The 21,839-nt window shown below is 27.5% G+C and carries 21 protein-coding genes; 8 read left to right on the top strand and 13 right to left on the bottom strand.

Translation table 11 applies throughout. The features are described from left to right. The first annotated feature begins 2 nt into the window (after positions 1–2). The 3 genes from TEGL_RS02990 to TEGL_RS02980 are packed head-to-tail and all read left to right on the top strand — an operon-like array spanning position 3 to position 4,377. Entirely contained in the window at positions 3–1,259 is a 1,257-nt protein-coding gene (locus TEGL_RS02990) for a glycosyltransferase (RefSeq protein ID WP_018592381.1), read from the top strand. An 11-nt stretch (positions 1,260–1,270) separates the two neighbouring features. After that, positions 1,271–3,331 carry a cellulose biosynthesis cyclic di-GMP-binding regulatory protein BcsB gene (locus TEGL_RS02985; RefSeq protein ID WP_018592382.1) on the top strand — a complete coding sequence of 687 codons (2,061 nt, stop codon included), beginning with the start codon at positions 1,271–1,273 and terminating at the stop codon, positions 3,329–3,331. Positions 3,332–3,339: 8 nt separating this feature from the next. Continuing rightward, positions 3,340–4,377, top strand: a complete 1,038-nt coding sequence (locus TEGL_RS02980) for a glycoside hydrolase family 113 (protein WP_018592383.1) — start codon at positions 3,340–3,342, stop codon at positions 4,375–4,377. A 35-nt stretch (positions 4,378–4,412) separates the two neighbouring features. Here the strand turns inward: TEGL_RS02980 and TEGL_RS02975 are convergent, their stop codons facing one another. Further along, positions 4,413–4,565 carry a hypothetical protein gene (locus TEGL_RS02975; protein ID WP_018592384.1) on the bottom strand — a complete coding sequence of 51 codons (153 nt, stop codon included), beginning with the start codon at positions 4,563–4,565 and terminating at the stop codon, positions 4,413–4,415. 170 nt (positions 4,566–4,735) lie between these two features. Between TEGL_RS02975 and TEGL_RS02970 the strand changes: the two genes are divergently transcribed. Together TEGL_RS02970 and TEGL_RS02965 are read left to right on the top strand one after the other, a co-directional pair. Further along, positions 4,736–5,524: a threonine/serine ThrE exporter family protein gene (locus tag TEGL_RS02970; RefSeq protein WP_018592385.1), complete on the top strand. Its 789-nt coding sequence runs from the start codon at positions 4,736–4,738 to the stop codon at positions 5,522–5,524. Then, positions 5,524–5,979, top strand: a complete 456-nt coding sequence (locus TEGL_RS02965; RefSeq protein ID WP_018592386.1) for a threonine/serine exporter family protein — start codon at positions 5,524–5,526, stop codon at positions 5,977–5,979. The genes TEGL_RS02970 and TEGL_RS02965 overlap by 1 nt, the downstream gene beginning before the upstream one ends. A 9-nt stretch (positions 5,980–5,988) precedes the next feature. Here TEGL_RS02965 and TEGL_RS02960 read toward each other — a convergent pair whose 3' ends face one another. From TEGL_RS02960 to TEGL_RS02925, 8 genes are all read right to left on the bottom strand, one after another. Continuing rightward, entirely contained in the window at positions 5,989–9,171 is a 3,183-nt protein-coding gene (locus tag TEGL_RS02960; protein ID WP_018592387.1) for a ligand-binding sensor domain-containing protein, read from the bottom strand. 247 nt (positions 9,172–9,418) lie between these two features. Next, positions 9,419–10,774: a PFL family protein gene (locus tag TEGL_RS02955; protein ID WP_018592388.1), complete on the bottom strand. Its 1,356-nt coding sequence runs from the start codon at positions 10,772–10,774 to the stop codon at positions 9,419–9,421. A gap of 9 nt (positions 10,775–10,783) precedes the next feature. Beyond that, the gene (locus TEGL_RS02950; RefSeq protein ID WP_018592389.1) at positions 10,784–11,053 is read right to left on the bottom strand and encodes an ACT domain-containing protein; all 270 of its coding nucleotides are present in this window, start codon (positions 11,051–11,053) and stop codon (positions 10,784–10,786) included. Between the two features lie 139 nt (positions 11,054–11,192). Continuing rightward, entirely contained in the window at positions 11,193–12,275 is a 1,083-nt protein-coding gene (locus tag TEGL_RS02945; protein WP_018592390.1) for a hypothetical protein, read from the bottom strand. A gap of 126 nt (positions 12,276–12,401) precedes the next feature. Beyond that, positions 12,402–13,298, bottom strand: coding sequence for an FUSC family protein (locus TEGL_RS02940; protein WP_018592391.1), 897 nt, complete (start codon positions 13,296–13,298; stop codon positions 12,402–12,404). Positions 13,299–13,368: 70 nt separating this feature from the next. Continuing rightward, a complete protein-coding gene (gene bcp / locus TEGL_RS02935) occupies positions 13,369–13,824 on the bottom strand; it encodes a thioredoxin-dependent thiol peroxidase (RefSeq protein ID WP_018592392.1) in 456 nt (151 codons plus the stop codon). A 12-nt stretch (positions 13,825–13,836) separates the two neighbouring features. After that, positions 13,837–14,940 (bottom strand): non-hydrolyzing UDP-N-acetylglucosamine 2-epimerase, encoded by a 1,104-nt coding sequence (gene wecB, locus TEGL_RS02930; protein WP_018592393.1) that lies wholly within the window; start codon positions 14,938–14,940, stop codon positions 13,837–13,839. A 102-nt stretch (positions 14,941–15,042) separates the two neighbouring features. Then, positions 15,043–15,867 (bottom strand): Mrp/NBP35 family ATP-binding protein, encoded by an 825-nt coding sequence (locus TEGL_RS02925; RefSeq protein WP_018592394.1) that lies wholly within the window; start codon positions 15,865–15,867, stop codon positions 15,043–15,045. 199 nt (positions 15,868–16,066) lie between these two features. Here TEGL_RS02925 and TEGL_RS02920 point away from each other — a divergent pair, with 199 nt between their 5' ends. Beyond that, positions 16,067–16,588 carry a cob(I)yrinic acid a,c-diamide adenosyltransferase gene (locus TEGL_RS02920; RefSeq protein ID WP_018592395.1) on the top strand — a complete coding sequence of 174 codons (522 nt, stop codon included), beginning with the start codon at positions 16,067–16,069 and terminating at the stop codon, positions 16,586–16,588. A gap of 40 nt (positions 16,589–16,628) precedes the next feature. Here TEGL_RS02920 and TEGL_RS02915 read toward each other — a convergent pair whose 3' ends face one another. Next, positions 16,629–17,360, bottom strand: a complete 732-nt coding sequence (locus TEGL_RS02915) for a MerR family transcriptional regulator (protein ID WP_018592396.1) — start codon at positions 17,358–17,360, stop codon at positions 16,629–16,631. A gap of 218 nt (positions 17,361–17,578) precedes the next feature. Between TEGL_RS02915 and TEGL_RS02910 the strand changes: the two genes are divergently transcribed. Continuing rightward, positions 17,579–19,354 carry a MutS-related protein gene (locus TEGL_RS02910; RefSeq protein WP_018592397.1) on the top strand — a complete coding sequence of 592 codons (1,776 nt, stop codon included), beginning with the start codon at positions 17,579–17,581 and terminating at the stop codon, positions 19,352–19,354. Positions 19,355–19,426: 72 nt separating this feature from the next. Here TEGL_RS02910 and TEGL_RS02905 read toward each other — a convergent pair whose 3' ends face one another. The 3 genes from TEGL_RS02905 to TEGL_RS02895 all read right to left on the bottom strand — a co-directional run bounded on the left by TEGL_RS02905 (position 19,427) and on the right by TEGL_RS02895 (position 21,089). Beyond that, positions 19,427–19,981 carry a permease gene (locus TEGL_RS02905; protein ID WP_018592398.1) on the bottom strand — a complete coding sequence of 185 codons (555 nt, stop codon included), beginning with the start codon at positions 19,979–19,981 and terminating at the stop codon, positions 19,427–19,429. Beyond that, entirely contained in the window at positions 19,978–20,457 is a 480-nt protein-coding gene (locus TEGL_RS02900; RefSeq protein ID WP_018592399.1) for a hypothetical protein, read from the bottom strand. The genes TEGL_RS02905 and TEGL_RS02900 overlap by 4 nt, the downstream gene beginning before the upstream one ends. Positions 20,458–20,528: 71 nt before the next feature. Further along, positions 20,529–21,089: a CDP-alcohol phosphatidyltransferase family protein gene (locus TEGL_RS02895; RefSeq protein ID WP_018592400.1), complete on the bottom strand. Its 561-nt coding sequence runs from the start codon at positions 21,087–21,089 to the stop codon at positions 20,529–20,531. Positions 21,090–21,293: 204 nt separating this feature from the next. Here TEGL_RS02895 and TEGL_RS02890 point away from each other — a divergent pair, with 204 nt between their 5' ends. Then, the gene (locus TEGL_RS02890; protein ID WP_018592401.1) at positions 21,294–21,776 is read left to right on the top strand and encodes a complex I 24 kDa subunit family protein; all 483 of its coding nucleotides are present in this window, start codon (positions 21,294–21,296) and stop codon (positions 21,774–21,776) included. Positions 21,777–21,839 lie beyond the last annotated feature (63 nt).

The raw sequence follows: 21,839 nt of genomic DNA, 5'->3' as shown, positions 1-21,839 counted from the left end.
TAATGGAAATTTTAAGTTTAGTAGATTATTTATTCTTATTCTCTCTAGTTTCCATTTGGACTATTTTACTTATAAATATTATCTTAGCTATTAGTGGATATACCTACTATTTAAAAAGTCTTAAATTTAAAGATGAAAAACTTGAAGAATATCCTTTTGTTTCTATACTAGTTCCAGCTCATAATGAAGGTAAAGTAATAGGAAAAACAGTACAATCACTTTTAGCCTTAGATTATCCTATAGACAAAATGGAACTTATAGTAATAAACGATAATTCATCTGATAATTCTAAAGATATACTACAAAGTATTAAAATCAAATACCCAAAGTATAACTTTACTATAATTAACACTGATAACATAACTGGCGGTAAAGGAAAATCCAATGCACTAAACATAGGCTACCAAATTGCCAAAGGTGATTTTATAGCAATATATGATGCTGACAATACACCTGAAAAAACAGCTCTTAGATATTTAATTCAAACTATTGTAAGAGATGACTCTTTAGGAGCTGTAATAGGTAAGTTTAGAACAAGAAATAAACATAAAAATCTGCTTACTAAATTTATCAATATTGAAACTCTAAGCTTTCAGTGGATAGCCCAAGCAGGAAGAAGACAGTTATTAGGTCTTTGTACAATTCCTGGTACAAACTTTGTTCTTAGGAGAAACACCATAGAAAAGCTAGGCGGATGGGATACAAAAGCAATAGCCGAAGATACAGAAATTAGCTTTAGAATTTATAAAATGGGCCAAAGAATAACCTATGTGCCTCAATCAGTTACTTGGGAACAAGAACCTGAAACTATAAATGTTTGGATAAAGCAAAGAACAAGATGGGTTAAGGGAAATATATATGTTTTAGTAAAATATATTACTAACTTATTTAAAGGAAAACAAAACCGTATTTTATTTGATATATTATACTTCTTCTCAGTATATTTCTTATTTTTAACATCTGTAGTAATTTCTGATATTATTTTTGTTTTAAGTTTGTTTAATTTAACAGAAATTAATATTCCATTTAATTTCCTAATTATTTGGATATTATCTTATATATTATTTATTGTCCAAGTAAGTATTACCCTTTCCATGGAAAAAGGAGAAGGTGATTTAAGCAATATTTTCCTTGTTGCTTTAATGTACTTTACTTACTCTCAAATGTGGTTAGTAGTTGCGTTAAAAGGTATGTTTAGTTATTTTTCTGATGCAATTCACAAAAGAGAAGCAAAATGGTATAAAACAGAAAGGTTTTAGGGAGAAAACATATGAGAATAATAGCGATAATAATGTCAACACTAATTAGTTTTATGAGTAGCGGTATATGTTTTGCTGAAAGTAATAACAATGTTAAAACTTATAAGTTTGATGACAATATCAAAATGAATGGTGTTATAAGTAGTAACGAAAAATTTTTTAATATCGGAAATAACTGGAATGTAAAAAAAGCAAAATTAAATCTAGTATTTACTAAAAGTGAATTATTAGATGTGGATTACTCTACTATTACTATATTAGTTAATGATACTCCAGTAGAATCACAAAAACTGGACGGAAAGAAAAAATATAAAAAAGAAACAGTTGTTAATATACCAACAGATTTACTTAAAACTGGGTATAATGATATAACTATAAAAGCTTACAAAACTATCTCTGATAAAGTATGTAAAGATGACTCTAATACTGCCAATTGGCTAGTATTGCACAAAGAATCTAATATAAATATTGAATATAGTTACAAGAAAAACTCAAATTTAATTAGTGACTATAAAAATACATTTATAAATATTGATAATGGAGTACAATTAAATACTACATTACTAGTGTCAGATAAATACTCTTCCAGCGAACTAAACGCGGCAATGACTGTTGCAGCTGATTTTGGAAAAAAACTAAAACTTGAAGATTTTAAGTTTGATTTAAAAACTTATTCTGATTCCAAAAATACGAATAATAATGTTATTTTTATTGGAAAAGAAGAAAATACACCTAAGAAGATATTAAACCTTTTGACAAAAAAAGAAAAAAACAATTTAGATAAAGGTTGCGTTATAAAGCAAGATGCATCACCTTTTAATAAGAATAAAAATATTTTAATTTTAATCTCTAATAATGATAAACTTCTAAAAAATGCTAGTAAACTTGTTACTAGCGATAAATTAATAGAAAATTTAAATTCAAATAGTATTACAGTTTATGATAATACAGATATTAATGATTTGATAAAAAAAGAAGATGGCAATAAGATTTATCTTAAAGACTTAGGATACGAAAATATTTTTGTTAAAGGCCCTTTTTCTCAAGAAGTTATTATGGACATTAACACTAGTAAAAGTCACTTAGTTACAAGTAATTCAAAATTAAATTTTAAAATGAGATACGCAGATAATTTAGATTTTGATAGATCACTAGTAACTATTTATGTTAACGATACTCCAATTGGAAGTAAGAAATTAACAAAAGAAAATAGTAATAATGATTCTATAGAGTTAAACTTACCAAAGGAAATATTAAATAAAAACTACTATCAAATAAAAGTAGTATTTAATTTAGAACTTCTTGATGTAGCCTGTGTAACAAGAGATACAGATAATCCTTGGGCATATATTTCAAATGAATCCTATGTTGATTTTGATTACAAAGAAAATGATGATTTAAATTTCCGTTCATATCCTTTCCCCTTTGTGAAGGATGAACAATTTAATGATTTAACTGTAATTATTCCCAACAATATAAATCCTAAAGATTTAAACAATTTAGCCAGAATAATTTCTTATTTAGGTAGAGATGTTGATTATAACAATGGTAATATTAATATAATTAAAGAAAGTGAAGTAAAAAATAGTGATAAAAATAAGAATCTAATTGTTGTTGGTACACCCACAAATAACCCTCTAGTAAAAGATTTAAATAACAATCTAAATATAAAATTTAATAGTAATTACAATGGATTTGAGTCTAATGATAAAATAAAATTTGTAGGAAATTTTTCATCTACACTTACCTCTGTTCAGTTTATTAAATCACCTTATAACAATAAAAAGTCTATTCTTGTTATAACTGGTGTAAATAACAACTTAAGTTTATGTAATACTTACTTAAATGACTTAACTATTACAAAATCACTTACAGGAGATACTCTTTTACTTGGTGCTGATGGATATATGAAAGATTTAAGTTTCAACACAAAAGAAGAAGCTAATGAAAAGGTAAAAGAAAATAAGACTTTAAGTAAACAATCAAAAACATTTATTATAGTAGCCTTTTTCTTATTCTTAGGAATAATTGTATCTATAATATTAGTAATAAGAAAATATAAATTAATGTAAGGTGAAGTATGAAAAAAAATATATTACTATCTTTAATATGTTTAGTTGTAATTTTAGGTGTGGGAATTAGTATATTTAAATCTAATTCTCACTCTATTGATAAAATAAAATCCATAAATCTATCTACAGATTATGAAATTGAACAAGTATTAAAAGACATTAAAATTACAGATGCTAACACCGTTAATATACCTATTGTAATCAAAATACCTAACTTATCATCTAATGAAATGATTATTGATGATTACAGTAAGAAAAAAGCTATACAATTGATTAAATTATTAAAAAAAAATAATATAAAAATTATTTTAGAAGCTTATCCTTGGATAAACAATGGTAGCGATTATGAAACAGAATATGATCCTAAAGATAAGGCGAAATTTTTTGAAGAATGGGAAAATATATTAGGTACTATTATTGAAGATATAGCTAATATATATAATATTGATGTCATGATTATAGGATCTAATTTTACAAAATTAGAAAAATATGAAGAAAACTGGTGTAATATTATAAACCTTACTAAAGAAAATTTTAAGAATCAAGTAACTTACAAAACCTCCTGGTGGTATACTGCTTACTGGGATGAAGAGAGTAAAAATAAATATAATGAAAAGCTAAATAATAAACTATTTAGTCAAGTAGATTTTATATCTATTGCAGCTTATTTCGAACTAAGCGACAAGGCTGAAAATACAGTAAATGAGTTGATAAATGCTTTAAGTTGCACAACTATTTACAATAGAAATCAAAATATTATTAAAGAAATAGAAAATTTTCATACTAAATACAAAAAAGAAATTTTCTTTGGCGAACTAGGATTTCCCAGAAAAGATCATGCTGCTTCTCATCCTTGGGATAGCCAAGTTTCAAATACTTATAACAATGCTGAACAAGGAAGATGCTTTGAAGCTTACAGAAATGTTTTTGAAAATAAAGATTATATAAAAGGATTTTCAATTTTTGCCTTAGGCCAAAAAGGCAATGATAAAAACTTTTATCCTTCTTTAGAAAGTATAGACGTTATCTCTAATTGGTATAAATAAATCAAACACTAAACTAAACAAAATTAAATTTTTGTTTAGTTTAGTGTTTTTTTATAAAATCTATCATTATTACTAATTAATTCCTCTATTGTACATGGTTCAAAATTATTAATTTCTACACATGCATTAAATAAATTTTTCTCTTTTTTAATAATATGAAATTCTTTTGTAAAGGAATCATCATGCATATGACCAAAAACATGATATGCTCCTTTATTCTTTCTATACCATAAAAGTATGGGATAATGTATTTTACTTTTTTATTATTAACTTTTCCATGTTTAGAATATTCCTCTTTTACATAATATAGATATAACTAACTTTATTATTTACCATGACATCTTAAGGAGGTAATTTCATGGAAAATGAGTTTAAACCTGACAACAAAAAAAATGTACTACGATTAGCACTATTTATTGGTGAACTTATGCTTACAAATGGTGCAGAAACGTATCGTGTAGAAGATACTATCATTAGAATATGTAAATCTAGAAACTATAATCATGTAAATGTATTTACCTCTCCAACTGCTATAATTATATCTGATTATAGATTTGATGGATATTCATTTATGAGAACAATAAAGTCTAGATCTATAGATTTAAATAAAATTTCTATGTTGAATAATTTTTCGAGAAAATACGTTACTAATATTGAGCTGACTGTACAAGATGCTATGAAAGAATTAAAAGAAATTATAAATACTACATCTTATACTCCATGGGTTTTAAGTTTTTCTACTGGAATAGGATCTGCCTTCTTTGCAACTTTATTACAAGGAAATAATATTCCTACTTTTATTTCAACTTTTATTACATCTATATTAGCAGTCATGATTTATAAAAAAACGATGAAAGTCAGTACTATACCTGCCTTTTCTTCACTTATATCATCAACTTTTATAGCCCTTGTTGGAGTTATTTTGTCTCAAATAGATATTCTTCCCACACCTGCTTTGTTGATAGTTGGTTCTATTATGCCTCTTCTTCCAGGAGTGTCTTTTATAAAAGGAATTAGGGATTTAATTGCCGGTGACTTAATTTCTGGAGTTGCACGTGCTTTTGATGCTGGTGTTACAGCTGTCAGTATAGCATGTGGTGTTGGTATTATTTTAGATATTTGGCTAAGACTAGGAGGAAGTTTATAATGACAGATATGCCTTTATATTTACATTTTATATATTCATTTTTTGCTACTGTCGGTTTTGCTATTTTTCTAAATGCTCCTAAATCTACACTTATATCTAGCGGATTTGTAGGTGGGCTTGGATGGTCTGTATTTTATTATTTGGTTAAGTTAAGTGGAAATGATATATTAGCAAACTTTATAGCTGCTTTGCTAGTTTCTTATATTAGCGAGATTTTAGCCAGAAAATTAAGACAACCAGCAATAATTTTTATAATACCTGGTATCATTCCTTTAGTTCCAGGTCTTGGCATGTATAATACTATGCTTTATTTAGTACAACATGATTATAACCAGGCAATTGCAAAAGGAGCCGATGTTTTATTTGTTGGTGGTGCCATTTCTTTGGGAATTCTAGTTGTAACATCTCTAGTTAAAACCTTACATATGTTATCTATAAAAAAAGCCGCTAAATAGCAGCTTTTTTTATTTTACAGGTAAAATTATTGTAAATTTTGTACCTTTATTTTTTTCACTTTCCACTTTTATTCTACCCTCATGTAAATCAATTATATGCTTTGTAATTGTAAGTCCTAATCCACTTCCGCCTTTATTCTCACCATGTTCATCTACAATTTGATTAAACCTATCAAAGATTATATTATGATATTTTTTTTCTATTCCAATTCCTGTATCTTCCACAGTAATCTTAACAAAATCTTTTAAATCTTCTATATTAACTCTTATACTTCCACCTTTTGGTGTAAATTTTTGAGCATTACTTACTAAGTTTACTATACATCTTTCTATATCATATTTATCACAGTTAATTATTTTTTCTTCAACTTCAGTATCAAATATTAGGTCTATACCGCTAGACTCTATACTTTCTTTTAAACTTAAAGTTGCTTCTTCCACAATAAAAACTATATCCTTTTTTTCTTTATTAAGCTTATATTTTCCATTTTCTATTTTAGATGTATCTATTATATTGTTTATTAAATTTAGTAATCTATCTGTATTACTTTTCATAATATCCATATAACTTTCTAATTTATCTTTTGTTAACTCTTTTTCTGAGTTACAAATACTTCTTATTAACTGTTCAATAGAGTTTATTACATTTAATGGTGTTCTAAGTTCATGTGATAAATTTATAAAATAATTATTTTTACTTCTTTCAGCTTGTATAACTTTTTCATATAAAATCTTATTTTTTTCCATCTCATCATTTAATTGACTTGTTTTTTTATTTACTAATTTATCAAGCTTTTTCATTTTATTTCTATTGTTATATAATAAAAACATAACAATAATAACGTATAAAATAATTGCTATATTACTTTTCCAAATAGGAGGCTTTATTGTAAAGCTAACACTATTTTCTTCACTCATCTCACCACTATTATTTCTACATTTTATTCTAAATTTATATTTTCCAGGCTTTAAGTCTCCAAATATAGCTTCATTATTTTTTACAAGAACCCAATCATCATTAGCCCCTTCTAACTTATAATAATATTGAATGTTATTATTTTTTCTGTAATCAGTAAGGAAATATTTAATTCTTATAAAATTTTCATCATATTTAAAAACTTTACCATCTATATTTTCATAGTCTTCACCTTCCACTTCAAAGCTATCAAAATTCACTCTTCCTTCATAGTTCGTTTGTAAGACTTCCTTTGGATTGAAAATATTTAATCCTTTGATTCCACCAAATACAAAATCTCCATTTTTACATTTGTATGCCGAATTTCCATTAAATTCGTTACTTTGAAGACCATCTGTACTTCTTAAGTTAGTAAATCTATTATTATTAATATCAAATTTTGAAATACCATTATTAGTACTCATCCAAAGGTTTTTATCTTCATCTACTAATATTTGATAAACTATATTATTAGCTAGACCATCCTTCTCAGTATAAGCTTCGAATGTTTTTTTGTCCTTGTTGAACTTTAATAATCCATCATTAGTTCCTATCCAAAGATTATTATTATCATCTTCTACTATATTTCTTATGGTATTCACAACGGCTTCATCACCATATTCTCTTTTATAGTTATTAAATGTTTCTATTGTATTTTTTCTTGGATCAAGTTTAATAAGACCTCCTGAAGTGTACCCTCCAATCCAAAAAATACCGTCTTTATCTTCATAAATTTCTTGAATATATGGATCTTGGATTCCAGCTTTTATTAATTTATCTGTCATTCCAAAAACTTCTTCAGATTCTATATTTAAAATATTAAGCCCTTTTGGTGTTCCTATCCATAAATTATTTTTACTATCTATAAATAAAGACTTAATATTATTGTCTATTAATCCATCCTCCGTGGTATATTTTTCAATAGTTTTATTTCGTTTATCTATTTTATTTACACCATTTCTAGTTCCTACCCAAATAATATTTCCTTTTCCCTTAATAACACTTATGGCATTTGTACTCAAATCATATTTAGTATTTCCTTCATAAATATGTGTAATATTATCATTTTCTCTATCAATTACGTTTAAACCTTTATCTCTAGTACCTATCCATAATAATCCTTCATCATCCTCATAAACTCCCATTACCACATTATTGCTTAGTGAATTCTCCTCTGTAGGATCATTTTTGTATATTTGTATTTTATTTCTTGAATCAAATATACTTACTCCTGTATACGTTCCTGCCCAAATTAATCCGCTGTCATCTTCCATAAGTGTGAACACAATATTATTAGCCAAAGTGCTATTATCATAATCTTTATTCTTATACGTAACAAATGTATCTCCTTTTATATGTTTACTTAGACCTTTTTCAGTTGCTATCCATATGTGTCCACTTCTATCTTGTAATATTTTTCTTATGGCATTAGACTGCAATTTATTTGAATTATTTTCATCCATATTAAAAGATTTAACTTTATTATTTTTTAAATCTATCTTTTTTAGTCCTTGTTCCGAAGTTCCTACCCATAAATTGTTCTCATTATCAAAAACTATAGATGATATCTTTCCCCACTGAGTAGTTTTTATCTTTCCAATAGTGTACTGTGATACTTTGTTTGTTTTAGCATCTATTTTATTTATTCCTTGACCAGTACCTATCCATAAATCACCTTGTGAATCCTTATTTATTGAGTAAATATTTTTATCACTAATATTATCCTTTAAACCTAGAATCTTATCGAAGCTATCTTCTTCTTCATCGTAAAGATATAATCCATTATTATTACCCATATATACCTTACCTTTATCATCTACATAAATTGTTAAAATAGCATAATAAGGCTTGTCTTTATTATTTTTATAGTATCGATAATTTTTTATAGAGTAATCAGATAAATTTATTTTACTCAAACCTTCATCTGTCCCTACCCACAGATTTCCATTCTTATCTTCCCCGAGAGCCGTTATATAATTACTTATAATACTATTTTCAATATCCTCCTCATACTTAAAAACTTTTATATCGGTTCCATTATATCTGTTCAACCCATCATTTGTACCTATCCATATATATCCTTTACTGTCCTGAATTATGGTTTCCGCTGTAGCTTGAGATAATCCATTTTCTATTGTTATATTTTCAAAATTCATCATTTTAGATGCATATATATCTTTAGGCAATATACATATTAAAATTGTTAAAAGAATTAATGTATATTTTAATCTATTCACTATAAGTCTCCTTTATTATCTAATTCGCATAATAAGTATAATGTATAAAACAAATTTTTTAATAGTATTTTTTATCATTATTTAAAAATTATTATTTATTGAAGCTTTACATCATACTTCATACTTATTGTACCTTTTTTCTCAACATAATAACAATGAATCAAAAAAATTACATGTTCAATTTTTTTTATATATCGTAAATTCAAATATTTTATCCATAATAAAAAACTAATAGGCTGATTGCCTATTAGTTTTTAAAAGAATGTATTGGAGCTGGAATTTTTCCTCCTCTATTTATAAAATCTGCTGAAGAGTTTTTATTAGCTTTCATAACTGGTGCTCTTCCAAGTAGCCCACCAAATTCAACCATATCTCCGGTTTCACACCCTGGTGCTGGAATTATTCTTACCGCAGTTGTTTTATTATTTATCATTCCTATGGCAGCTTCATCAGCTATCATAGCACTAATAGTTTCAGCTGTAGTCTCTCCTTCCACCGCTATCATGTCTAACCCTACTGAGCATACGGCAGTCATTGCTTCTAACTTTTCCAAATTTAAAGACCCTTTTATTACTCCATCAATCATTCCTGCATCTTCAGATACTGGTATAAATGCTCCACTAAGTCCACCAACTCTAGAACATGCCATTACTCCACCTTTTTTCACTGCATCATTTAAAAGAGCAAGTGCTGCTGTAGTACCGTGGGTTCCCACAGTTTCAAGTCCCATTTCTTCTAGAATGTTTGCCACTGAATCACCAATTGCAGGTGTTGGCGCTAAAGATAAATCCACTATACCAAAAGGTACGCCTAATCTTTTTGATGCTTCTTGCCCAACTAATTGACCCATTCTTGTTACTTTAAATGCAGTATTTTTTATAGTATCTGCCACCACATCAAAGGATTCACCTCTTACTTTTTCCAAAGCTCTTTGTACTACCCCTGGCCCGCTTACACCCACATTTATAACCACATCTGCTTCACCTATTCCATGATAAGCCCCAGCCATAAACGGGTTATCTCCTACTGAGTTGCAAAATACAACTAACTTGGCACATCCAAACCCCTTTACATCTTTTGTAAGTTTTGCTGTTTCTTTTATAATTTTTCCCATATCTTTTATTGCATTCATGTTTAATCCACATCTAGTTGAACCCACATTTACAGATGAACAAACTTTATTAGTACAAGCTAATGCCTTAGGAATAGATTTAATTAAAATTTCATCTCCCTTTGTACAACCCTTTTCAACTAATGCTGAAAATCCTCCTATAAAATCAATTCCCAAATTTTCTGCTGCTTTATCTAGAATTTTAGCAAATTCTACATAGTCTTCATCATTTGTAGCTCCTGCTATTATGGAAATTGGCGTTACTGATACTCTTTTATTTACAATAGGTATGCCAAACTCATTTTCAATTTCTTTTCCAACCTTTACTAAATCTTTTGCACAATTCATTATTTTATTATAAATATTATCTCTACACGTTTCTCCATCAGAGTCTATACAGTCTAGCAATGAGATACCCATAGTAATAGTTCTTATATCTAATTTTTCTTCTTCTATCATTCTTATGGTTTCTAATATGTTATTTATATTCATAGCAACCTCCTAAACTGTGTGCATTGAGTTAAATATTTCTTCTCTTTGAATTTTTACATCAACACCTAAACTTTTTCCTACTAATACTAAAGCTTTTTTTATTTCATCAAAAGACTGGTTTACTTTACTTAAATCAACCATCAATACCATAGTAAAAAACTCTTCCATTATAGTTTGATTAATATCAATAATATTTATATTGTGTTTTGCAAGCTCAGTAGTTAAACCAGCTACTATCCCCACTTTATCCTTCCCAATTACAGTTATTATAGCTCTCATATAATCACCCCTTTAATTCTAATTATTATTTTTCTAATTTTATATTAATAGAATTGTATACAATATGAGATGACTTCGCTATATTTTTTTGAAATAATAAAAAAACTGCTTTAAAAAATTAAAGCAGTTTTTTAATCTATTATAAATTATCAGCTAATCTTTGTAAGAAATCTTGAGCATTTGATATCATTGTTCTAACACTTAAACTTCCCCTATCTTTTAACTTGTTAACAGCAAATTCTGAAGTATCTACTGTATAGAAGTATGTTGGTCTCACTTCATCATTAACAACTCTAAATGATGGTGTCATATTTCCTGTAGCAATTGTGTGTAATTGAGTTGCCATACAAATTACAGTTGTAGCTTTTCTTACTTGATTTCTCATTTGCTCTTGAGCTTCATATACATCTGCTATAACTATAGGAAGTGGGCCATCATCTCTTATAGACCCTCCAAGTACAATAGGTACATTGTTTTTTACACAAGAATAAATTAATCCTGATGTTATATTTTCTCCTTCTATAAGTTTTTCTATAGAACCATATTTTCTTGCTTTATTTAATAAATCTAGGTGATGATAATGACCATCTTTTATAGAACATTGAGTATATATATCTTGTCCTAATGCTGTATTGTATACTCCTGCTTCTAAGTCATGGGTTGCAACTGCATTTCCCCCTAAGAAAGCATCTACATATCCATTATTTATTAATTTTGTTAATGAGTCTCTAGCTCCCTTAGAAAATACTGCTGCTGGTCCCATTACCCAAACTACATATCCATTTTCTTTTTCATGTTTTAGAAGTTCAATTAGTTGATCGTAGTCCATAGTTTGAGAAGTTTCTCTTGATCTACTTCCTCTAAAAGCAAAAGCTTCTTCTTCAATTTTTTCTTCTTCAAAACCTGTTGTGTGTAAATATATTCCCTCACTACCGTTTTCAGTTCTTCCAACGATAATTTTATCTCCAACTTTTAAATGTCTAAACTCTACTACCTCTATTTCTTTATCTTCTCTTAGTCTTGCAACACAATCCATTCTTGATTCTTTAGCTAGTTTCCATTCCCCCTCAACTTTAAAGTACTCTGGAAAAATAGACATTGCATGATAGTTGTCAGGTGCAACTCTATCTTTTTCTACTAATACATATTTTGCATCTGGTGCATTTTCAAATTTCTCTTGTTGAAAATTTGGATGAGTATATTTTGGCATTTCAAAATTCATAATTTCTTCCCCCTGTCTAAATATTAATTATGCTGACAAAGTAATTATAACACTAAAAAAAAAATATTATGAGTTATCTTTATTTTAAGCGTTTTTTTATTTTTTTTATATATATTAAACCCTTATCTATAAATCACTTTCATTATTATCGTTAATTTCTTCAATTTCATGTATTTCATTTATGTTGTCAATTATGGAGCTAATATGATAGTTATAAACAGTACTTGTATTATCTTTTATTTCAATACCTTTGGGTAAAGTATCATATATACTTTTAGATTTAATATAGTTTTCCTTATTTAGATAACATTTATCCTTCATTTGCTCTAAAACTTGAAGATGTAAGTAAATCTGTTTGCATCTCTTTATAGTATGGTTTATTTCTTGATCCTCAACTTCTTCATTGCTATACTCTAATTCGTCTAAAAAGTTTTTGTACAATCCTTCTAATCTTGTAATTTCATTTTTTAAAGATGAAATATCAGCATGTTCCCCTTTTTCTATTTCACTCTTTAGTAGCCTAATTGATGTTTCTTCAATTATTCTAATTTCTTTATATATGCTTTCTAAGTAATCTGGTCTATATATAAAATAGTTTACAGCTACTCCTACGATTACTCCTATAGAGGTATCTAAAGTTCTAGATAAAGAATATGCTATTGGGCTTGCATCACCTATATTTAATAGAATTGCACAATATACAACACAAGCAATAGTTATAGATTTATTTATTTTTAAAATATTACAAATATAAATAGTTGTGATTATTCCTAAACAAGATATTATTGGATCACCTGGATGAATAAGTACAAATAGAAATCCTATTAAACCACCAATAAATGTTCCCTTTAATCTGTTTATACCTACTGTTAACGAGCTTTTTACAGTTGTTTGCATAGAAACAATACAAGCTATTGCTGCATAAAAAGTACTATCTATTACATTCATTTTGCCAATTAGTACGCATATCATAACTCCTATACCTGTTTTTATATTTCTCATTCCTGGTTTTTGCAATTTCAAAATGTCTCACTCCTATCTTCTTCTTATAATACCATAAAAAAAGAACCAAATAAATTCGGTTCTTTTATATCTATCCTAAATACTCCAATATTTCTCCTGCATTCTTGTCAGTTTTGACCTTATTGTATACTTTTTCTATAATTCCATTTTCGTCTATAATATATGTTGTTCTTACCACACCCATACTAACTTTTCCATATAACTTCTTTTCCTGCCATACATCGTAAGCCTTTATTGCTTCAAGTTCAGGATCTGACAGTAATATAAATGGTAGTTCATGCTTTGCAGCAAAATTACTGTGTGATTTTACACTATCTTTACTTATTCCTATTACTACTACATCCTTTAATATGAATTGTTCATAACTATCCCTGAAAGCACATGCTTGCTTAGTACATCCAGCTGTATTGTCTCTTGGGTAAAAATACAAAACTACTTTTTTATTTTTAAAATCTGATAAACTTACTTCATTTCCTTCTTTATCTTGTAATTTAAATTCAGGCGCTTTTACTCCTACTTCTAACATTTTTTTCAACTCCTATTTAAATTTTTTTATTATTTCATCAACAATATATCTGCTGGCATTTCCATCACCATATGGATTTGAAGCCTTTGACATATTATTGTATATTTCCTTATTAGTTAATAATTCCTTTGTTAAAGCATAAATGGTTTCTTCATCTACACCAACTAACTTTAAAGTACCTGCAGCTATCCCCTCTGGTCTCTCTGTTGTATCTCTAAGTACTAATACAGGTTTTCCTAGAGAAGGTGCTTCTTCTTGAATTCCACCACTATCTGTCATTATTATATAAGATTTATTAAGAAAGTTATGAAAGTCTAATACTTCCAAAGGCTCTATCAAATGTATCCTATTGCAATCTCCAAATACTTCATTGGCAGTTTCTCTAACAAGAGGATTCAAATGTATAGGATAAACAACTTGAACATCTTCAAATTCATCAACTATTCTTTTTATTGCACTAAACATACTTTTCATATTTTGACCTAAATTTTCTCTTCTATGTGCTGTAAGAAGTATCATCCTGTCATTACCTATTTTTTTTATTATATTATGAGTATAATTTTCTCTTATTGTAGTTTTTAGTGCATCTATTGCCGTGTTTCCAGTAACGTATATAGATGATTCTTTTTTACCTTCCCTAGTCAAGTTTTCTTTTGATATTTCTGTTGGAGTGAAGTGAATATCAGCTATAACCCCTGTTACTTGCCTGTTTATCTCCTCTGGATAAGGAGAATATTTATTATAGGTTCTTAGACCGGCCTCCACATGACCAAGGGTTACTTTATTATAAAACGCTGCAAAACTAGCTGCCAAAGTTGTTGTTGTATCTCCATGAACTAATACAATATCTGGTTTAGCTTCTCTTATAACACAATCTAAATCTTGTAATGCCCTACTAGTTATATCTGCAAGGGTCTGACCTGGTTTCATAATATTTAAATCATAATCAGGTTTTATATTAAATGCATCTAACACTTGGTCTAACATTTGTCTGTGTTGAGCTGTTACACATACTATACTATCTATTTCTTCTCTAGATTCTAATTCCTTTACTAGGGGAGCCATTTTTATAGCCTCTGGTCTAGTACCAAATACAGTCATAACCTTTATTTTCATTTAAGTCTCCTTTTACTCTAGAAATAAATATATCACTAATTATAGTATTTTTAATAATTTTAACAAGTTCATTTTGATATAATTTTATATAATTCAGTTTTTTTATAATTTTTTATTTATTTTTTCTACTATATTACTTAAAATATTTTCTAATTCTTCACTTACCTCTTCTGATCCCTTATGAGTAATTTCCACAATTTCCCTAGTCATTGGTAATTCTCCTAAAAAATCCAAATTCATTTCTTTCAAGAATGTTTCTGTTTCTTCTCCATCAAATAACTTAATCTTTTTATTGCAGTCTGGACATTCAATATAACTCATATTTTCTACCACACCTAATATATTTATATTTAATGTTTTTGCCATATTTACACCTTTTGCAACTATCATGGATATCATATCTTGAGGGACAGATACCATAATCATTCCAGCTAAAGGTAAAGATTGCATAACCGTAAGGGCAACATCTCCTGTTCCAGGAGGCATATCTATTAATAAATAATCTAACTCTTCCCACATTACATCTTTGTAAAATTGTTTTATTGTATTACTTATTAAAGGCCCTTTAAACACTACTGGCTGACTTTCATCATTTACCATAAAGTTCACAGACATAGTTTTTATATTTTCTTTAGTTATTATAGGATAAATATCTTTTCCATTGTTTGAAAATGCTCTTTCATGTTGTACTCCCATAAGTCTTGGAATACTTGGTCCTGTTATATCTGCATCTAATATTCCTACTTTGTATCCTTCTTTATTAAGTTTTTTTGCTATTAATGATGTTATTGTAGATTTTCCTACTCCGCCTTTTCCACTCATAACACCTATTATATTTTTTATTTTATTATTCGGATTATTTTCTATTGTACAAGTATCTTGTTTATTACAATTATTTTTTGATGGACATGAATCACAATTTGCCATTTTATTTTCCTCCATAAATTATAATTTTTCGTATATATGTTTATTAATTTTTATATCATCAACAATTTTGATAAATTCGTTTTATAATTAGTATATACCCACAATTTCTTATTTTAATGTGCTATCTTTAATAAATATTTGAATATGTATTAATTATTCATGGGTATATTATTAATAAAAATATATAAGGAGGACAACTATGAAAATATATACTAAGACAGGGGATAAAGGTAAAACTTCTCTATATGACGGAATTAGAGTTGATAAAGATGATATAAGAGTGGAATCTTATGGAGCTTTAGATGAACTAAATTCTTACATAGGTCTTTGTACAAATTATGCTAAAGACGAAGATAAAGAAATTTTAAGAAGCATACAAATAAAGTTATTTGCTGTATCTGCTGAATTAGCAACTAAGGAAGAGGGAAAATATAAAGCACCTATAACTGACGATGATGTAAAGTCACTGGAAAAAATTATAGATTATTATATTTCAAAAATTGATAAAATAGATGCTTTTATAGTTCCTGGAACTAGTTTAATATCTGCTAACTTACATATAGCTAGAACAATTTGTAGAAAGGCTGAAAGAAGAATTATTTCTCTTAGTAAGGCTGACATTGTCAATCCACAGTTATTGAAATATGTAAATAGACTTTCCGATGTAATTTATGCTATTGCTAGATATAATGAGTCTGAATTAATATATATTAAATATTAAAAAGATCCTCTTAATTTTAACTTTATAAAATAATTTTTCTTTATTTAGAACAGTAAATTTCAATAGCTTTTGACATTATCTTAGCTGTCCCTTCCCCATTTTGATCAATATTTTTTTGAAATCGATCATCATTTATATACATTAAACCTAAGCCTGATAAAATTTCTTTTGTACAATTATAAAAATTAGACGAAATGTGATTTCTCCATTTTTCTACTAAACCTTGTACTTCTGCACTTCCTGGATCACAACCTATATGCTCTCCAAAAGCTTTTAAAATTTCACTACCTTCTTTATTAATAGAGCCCCATTGATTTTCACTGTAGCTATTTATTTTTTCCTCACATTCTTTGTATGCGTCTGTATTTCCCCAACGCTCTTTTACCTCTTTAGCATATTTCTTTTTACTTTCTTCTATATCTTTCATATCAAATTCTTTAAAACTCATATTATTATCTCCTTCAATAGTATTATCTATAAGGCCAATCAAATTATCTATTCGTTGGCGTTTTTTTACTAGCAATTCTTTTTGCTTATTCAAAGCTTCCGTTTTATTATAATTGGGATTTGTCATTATTTCTTTTATTTCATTTAAAGGAAAATCTAACTCTCTAAAAAACAATATTTGCTGCAAAGTTTCAAGAGAATCTTTACAATACAACCTATATCCTGATTCTGTAATTTCACTAGGCTTTAACAGTCCTATTTCATCATAATAATGCAAAGTCCTAACTGTTATACCTGTCAATTTTGCTACTTCACTTATCTTCATTTTTCAACCTCCTTTCTTCAATTCCCTATTACACTTATAACTATATTCTATAACGTAACGTCAGAGTCAATACAATTTTTAATATTTATTTTAATCATGAAAAGCAAGTAAATTACTAGTAAAAATTTAATTTAAACATTAAATAAAGCAAATTAGTTGGATTTTCTATAAATATTGGTTATCATAAAAGTTACAGGATAAATTTGGAGGTAAAACATATGGAATCAAAATTCAATGATGATATAGAAAAAAGAAAAGCAAGTATATTAGAACATAACAAAACTGCTAATATAATATCTGTATTTAAAATGGCATTGTTTATTTTAATATGCTACAACATATACAAAATATATGTAAATCACTATCCTTTAAAATTAATTTTATTTTTAATTGTAGAAATAGTTATCTTTATTATTGCATCTTTATTTCATAAAACTATTTATGAACAAATAGATAAAGCTGAAGGAATTATAAAAATTGATGAAGCTAATATAAAGAGACTTTCTGGTGAATGGTCTAACTTTACAGATATTGGCGAAGAATTTATAAATTATGATCACCCTTATGCAACGGACTTGGATATAGTAGGTAAAAATTCTTTATTCCAAATGATTAATGGTACTGGTACTTATTATGGAAGAAAAAGATTTGTAAAAGACTTGCTAAGCCCTAATTTTTCTGATAAAGAAATTGAAAATCGTCATAATGCTATTTCTGAGCTCAGCAAAAATTATGATTTTTCTGTTGAAGCAGAGTATGATTTTTCTCTTATAGGTGTAGATGAGGATTTTGCCAATTTAATTTCACAGCTCCAAGATAAAAAAAGATTTATTGAAAGTAAGTTTTTAAAATTATTATTTAAAGTATCTAGTATAGTAACTTGTATTGCTTTGCTTTATGCTCTAGCAACTAAAAATACTATTGGTTTTATTATTCTTAACTGTTTAATTATATTTCAACTATTACTATGGGTTATTGGTTATTTAAAAGCAAATAGTTATGTTGGAACACTTAAAAAATTAGCACCTAAAATTAATCGTTACTACGATGTTATTAATAATATTACAAAAGCAAAATTTACTTCTGATAAATTAAAAGAAATTGAAAACAATATAGAAAAAGCTAAAGTTGGAGTTAACAAACTATCAAAAATTGCTTCAAATATAAATCAGCGTAATAATGGCGTTATGTGCATTATTTTAAACTCACTATTGCTTTGGGACTACAAAAGCGCCATCGATTTAGATAATTGGAAGCAAGAATATTCTGATTCAGTAGAAAATTGGTTTTATACTTTAGGAGAATTGGAAAGTTTAATTAGCTTTGCCAATCTTCCTAGAATTTGTAACAATATGTGTCTTCCTAATTTTACTGAGAAAGACAACATCATTGAAGCTACAAATATGGGTCATCCTTTAATATCCAATAATAAACGTATTTGCAACGATTTTAATCTAGATAATAATATTTACATTATTTCTGGTTCTAATATGTCTGGTAAAACTACTTTTATGAGGACTGTTGGTATTAATATGGTTCTTGCTTGCTCTGGAAGTTATGTATGTGCCAATAGCATGTTATCATCTAAAATGAATATAATTACATCTATGCGTATAAGAGATGATTTAAACGAAGGGATCTCAACATTCTATGCAGAACTAAAAAGAATAAAAAAAGTAATTGACCAGTCTCATGTTAACTCTCATACATTATTTTTGATAGATGAGATTTTTAGGGGAACAAATTCCATTGATAGGCTTAAAGGTGCTGAAGGTGTCCTAAGAGAATTATGTAAATGTCATGTTTCAGGAATGATTACAACCCATGATTTAGATGTTTGTAATTTAGAATATGAAAATCCTAATATTATAAACTATAGCTTTAATGAACATTATAAAGATAATGAAATTTACTTTGATTACAAGCTAAAAAAAGAAAGATCCCTTACTACAAATGCTGAATTCTTATTGAGAAAAGTTGGTATCCTTTCTTAAATTAAATAATATATCAAAATTTAAGCAAAGCATGATTTATATAAATATATCTCATGCCTTGCATCTTTATTTTTAAATATTTTCTTTCATATAGCTACTTAAAACTTTATCTTCCTTACCTACTTTTATAACAAAATAATTAACTAAATATCCCATTGCAATAACTCCAATAAAATCGATTAATAATCTATAGAAAGTAAATTTGTATCCTAAGGAACTTATTTCAAATAGAAGAGTAGAAATCTTTATAACACACCAAGCATTCATAAAAATAATTACATTCGTAAATTTTACCCCTTTCTTAAGTAATACAGCTGTAAACGGAAATGCAGCATACATTGGCCCTGCCGCAAAAGTTGCAAAAGCTATGGCAATGGCGATTCCCATAATTCCAGAATCAACACCCATATACTTCATCATTGATTCTCTAGATACCCATTCGTCCATTAATCCGAGAAGAATCATAATAGGTGGTAGCACTGATAACATCTGTAGAAAACTATCTTTTGAACTATTAAATGCCTTTATACCAATATTTTTTTCAAATATAATAACTAAAACAAGAATAGTTAAAACAATAAGAAAAAGCTTATACCTATTTGCTAAGTAATGAATTTTGTTTTTCACCCTAAAATCACCCCCATAAAAAAGGCAACTACAAATGAAAATAGAAATGCAAATAAGTTCCTATAAAATGCGGCCTTTTTGCCAATATATTTAGATTCTAGGGTAAAAGTCATTATTCCTACAAAAGTTAAAGTTGATACTAATGCTGCTACTTGAGCATAGCCAGCACCACTATTTAATAAAGTATTTGCAGTTGAAAATGCTACAAAAGTTGGAACCATAACAATTGACCCTACAGTTGCAGAAAATAAAACTCCTAAAAAACCTGATTTATTCCCTATTAAATTTGAAATTGTGTCAGTATCAATAAAAGCTAGCATTAACCCTACAATTACTATTATGGATAAAAATTGAGGCATAATATTTTCCATAGATTTACAGACTTTGATTAAAGCATTTTTTGTTTTTTCCTTACTTTTAAAATATGATATAAAGCACATTCCAGCTGCCAATGTGTATAGAATATATGTTGTCATATAATCCCCCCTGATTTTATGCTTATATATAACTATATGAATAAAGGATATAATACTCTACAAAAAATATCTTATTTATTTGATTTATGCATCTTATAAAATACAGGCATATATAGTATAAAAGACATTAACATAAATAATCCACACACTAATATTAAGAAGTTCGCGTTATCATTATTCATTTTTTGGAATAACATTAACATAAACATTACTATGTACAATATTGCCGTACAAAGCTTTCCAAACCACTTGGCTCCATCTAGTTTTTTACCTTTTCTAAGCATTATAATTCCCATAATTGCCATAAATCCTTCTTTTACTATAAATAAGCCAACTAAGTACCACATTAATTTATATTTAAATGATAAAGCAAATACAAGAGCTGCTTGAGTTAACTTATCTGCCAAAGGATCTATAAACTTTCCCCATTCAGTAATCATATTAAACTTTCTAGCTATAAAACCATCTAAAAAGTCTGTTATTCCAGAAATGCATACTATACCTGCTACAACATAATAATCCTCCACTGATGTTGCATTATAATAAACATATAAAAATACAGGTATTAAAATTATCCTAAAATACCCCATTATATTAGGTATTGAAAATGCTTCTTTTTTTGAAATTTTCATCCTTAACACCTTCTTTCATTTATTTTCAAATATATTATAAATAATAACACATATTAATGTAATACTTGTCTTACATTTGCTTTATATAAATAAGTTTGTATTATTAATGATTACGGTATATCATTTAGTCCTTAGAAAGTTTATACTCATTAACTGAAGGGTATAAAAAGAAAGTTCATATTTAAACATCTAAAGGAGATTAATATGTGTGATTTTATTTCTCAAAATAAAGAATTATTTAATGCGTTAGATATATTTATAAATTCAATCCATGATAATGAAAAAACACTGATGAATACTTTACATCATGCTCAAAGTATATTCGGATACCTACCGAAAGATGTGCAGACTCACATTGCAGATAAGTTAAATCTTCCTTTTAGCGATGTGGAAAGTGTTGTTAATTTTTATAGCTACTTTGTCACTGAACCTAAAGGTAAATACAAGATAAAAATTTGCTTTGGTAGTGCTTGTAGCAATGATAATAGTTCTAGTATTATTCATGAATTCGAAAAATTAATTGGAATCAAATCTGGAGAAACTACTAAAGACATGAAGTTTAGTTTGGAATCTGGTGGATGTGTAGGAGTTTGCCGTAAAACGCCTATCGTAACTGTCAACGGACGAGTTTATGAAAGTGTAACAGTTGAAGATATTCCTTCAATCTTAGAAAATTGCAATAAATAATAAAAAAGAATAAAGTCGTCCCATTTTTAGTAATTTTTCATAATATAAAGTATCTTGACACTT

Origin of the sequence: Terrisporobacter glycolicus ATCC 14880 = DSM 1288, assembly GCF_036812735.1 — a bacterium.
GTDB lineage: Bacteria > Bacillota > Clostridia > Peptostreptococcales > Peptostreptococcaceae > Terrisporobacter > Terrisporobacter glycolicus.
The sequence above is the reverse complement of the archived record's forward strand: the minus strand, read 5'-3'. Positions and strand labels throughout refer to the sequence as shown.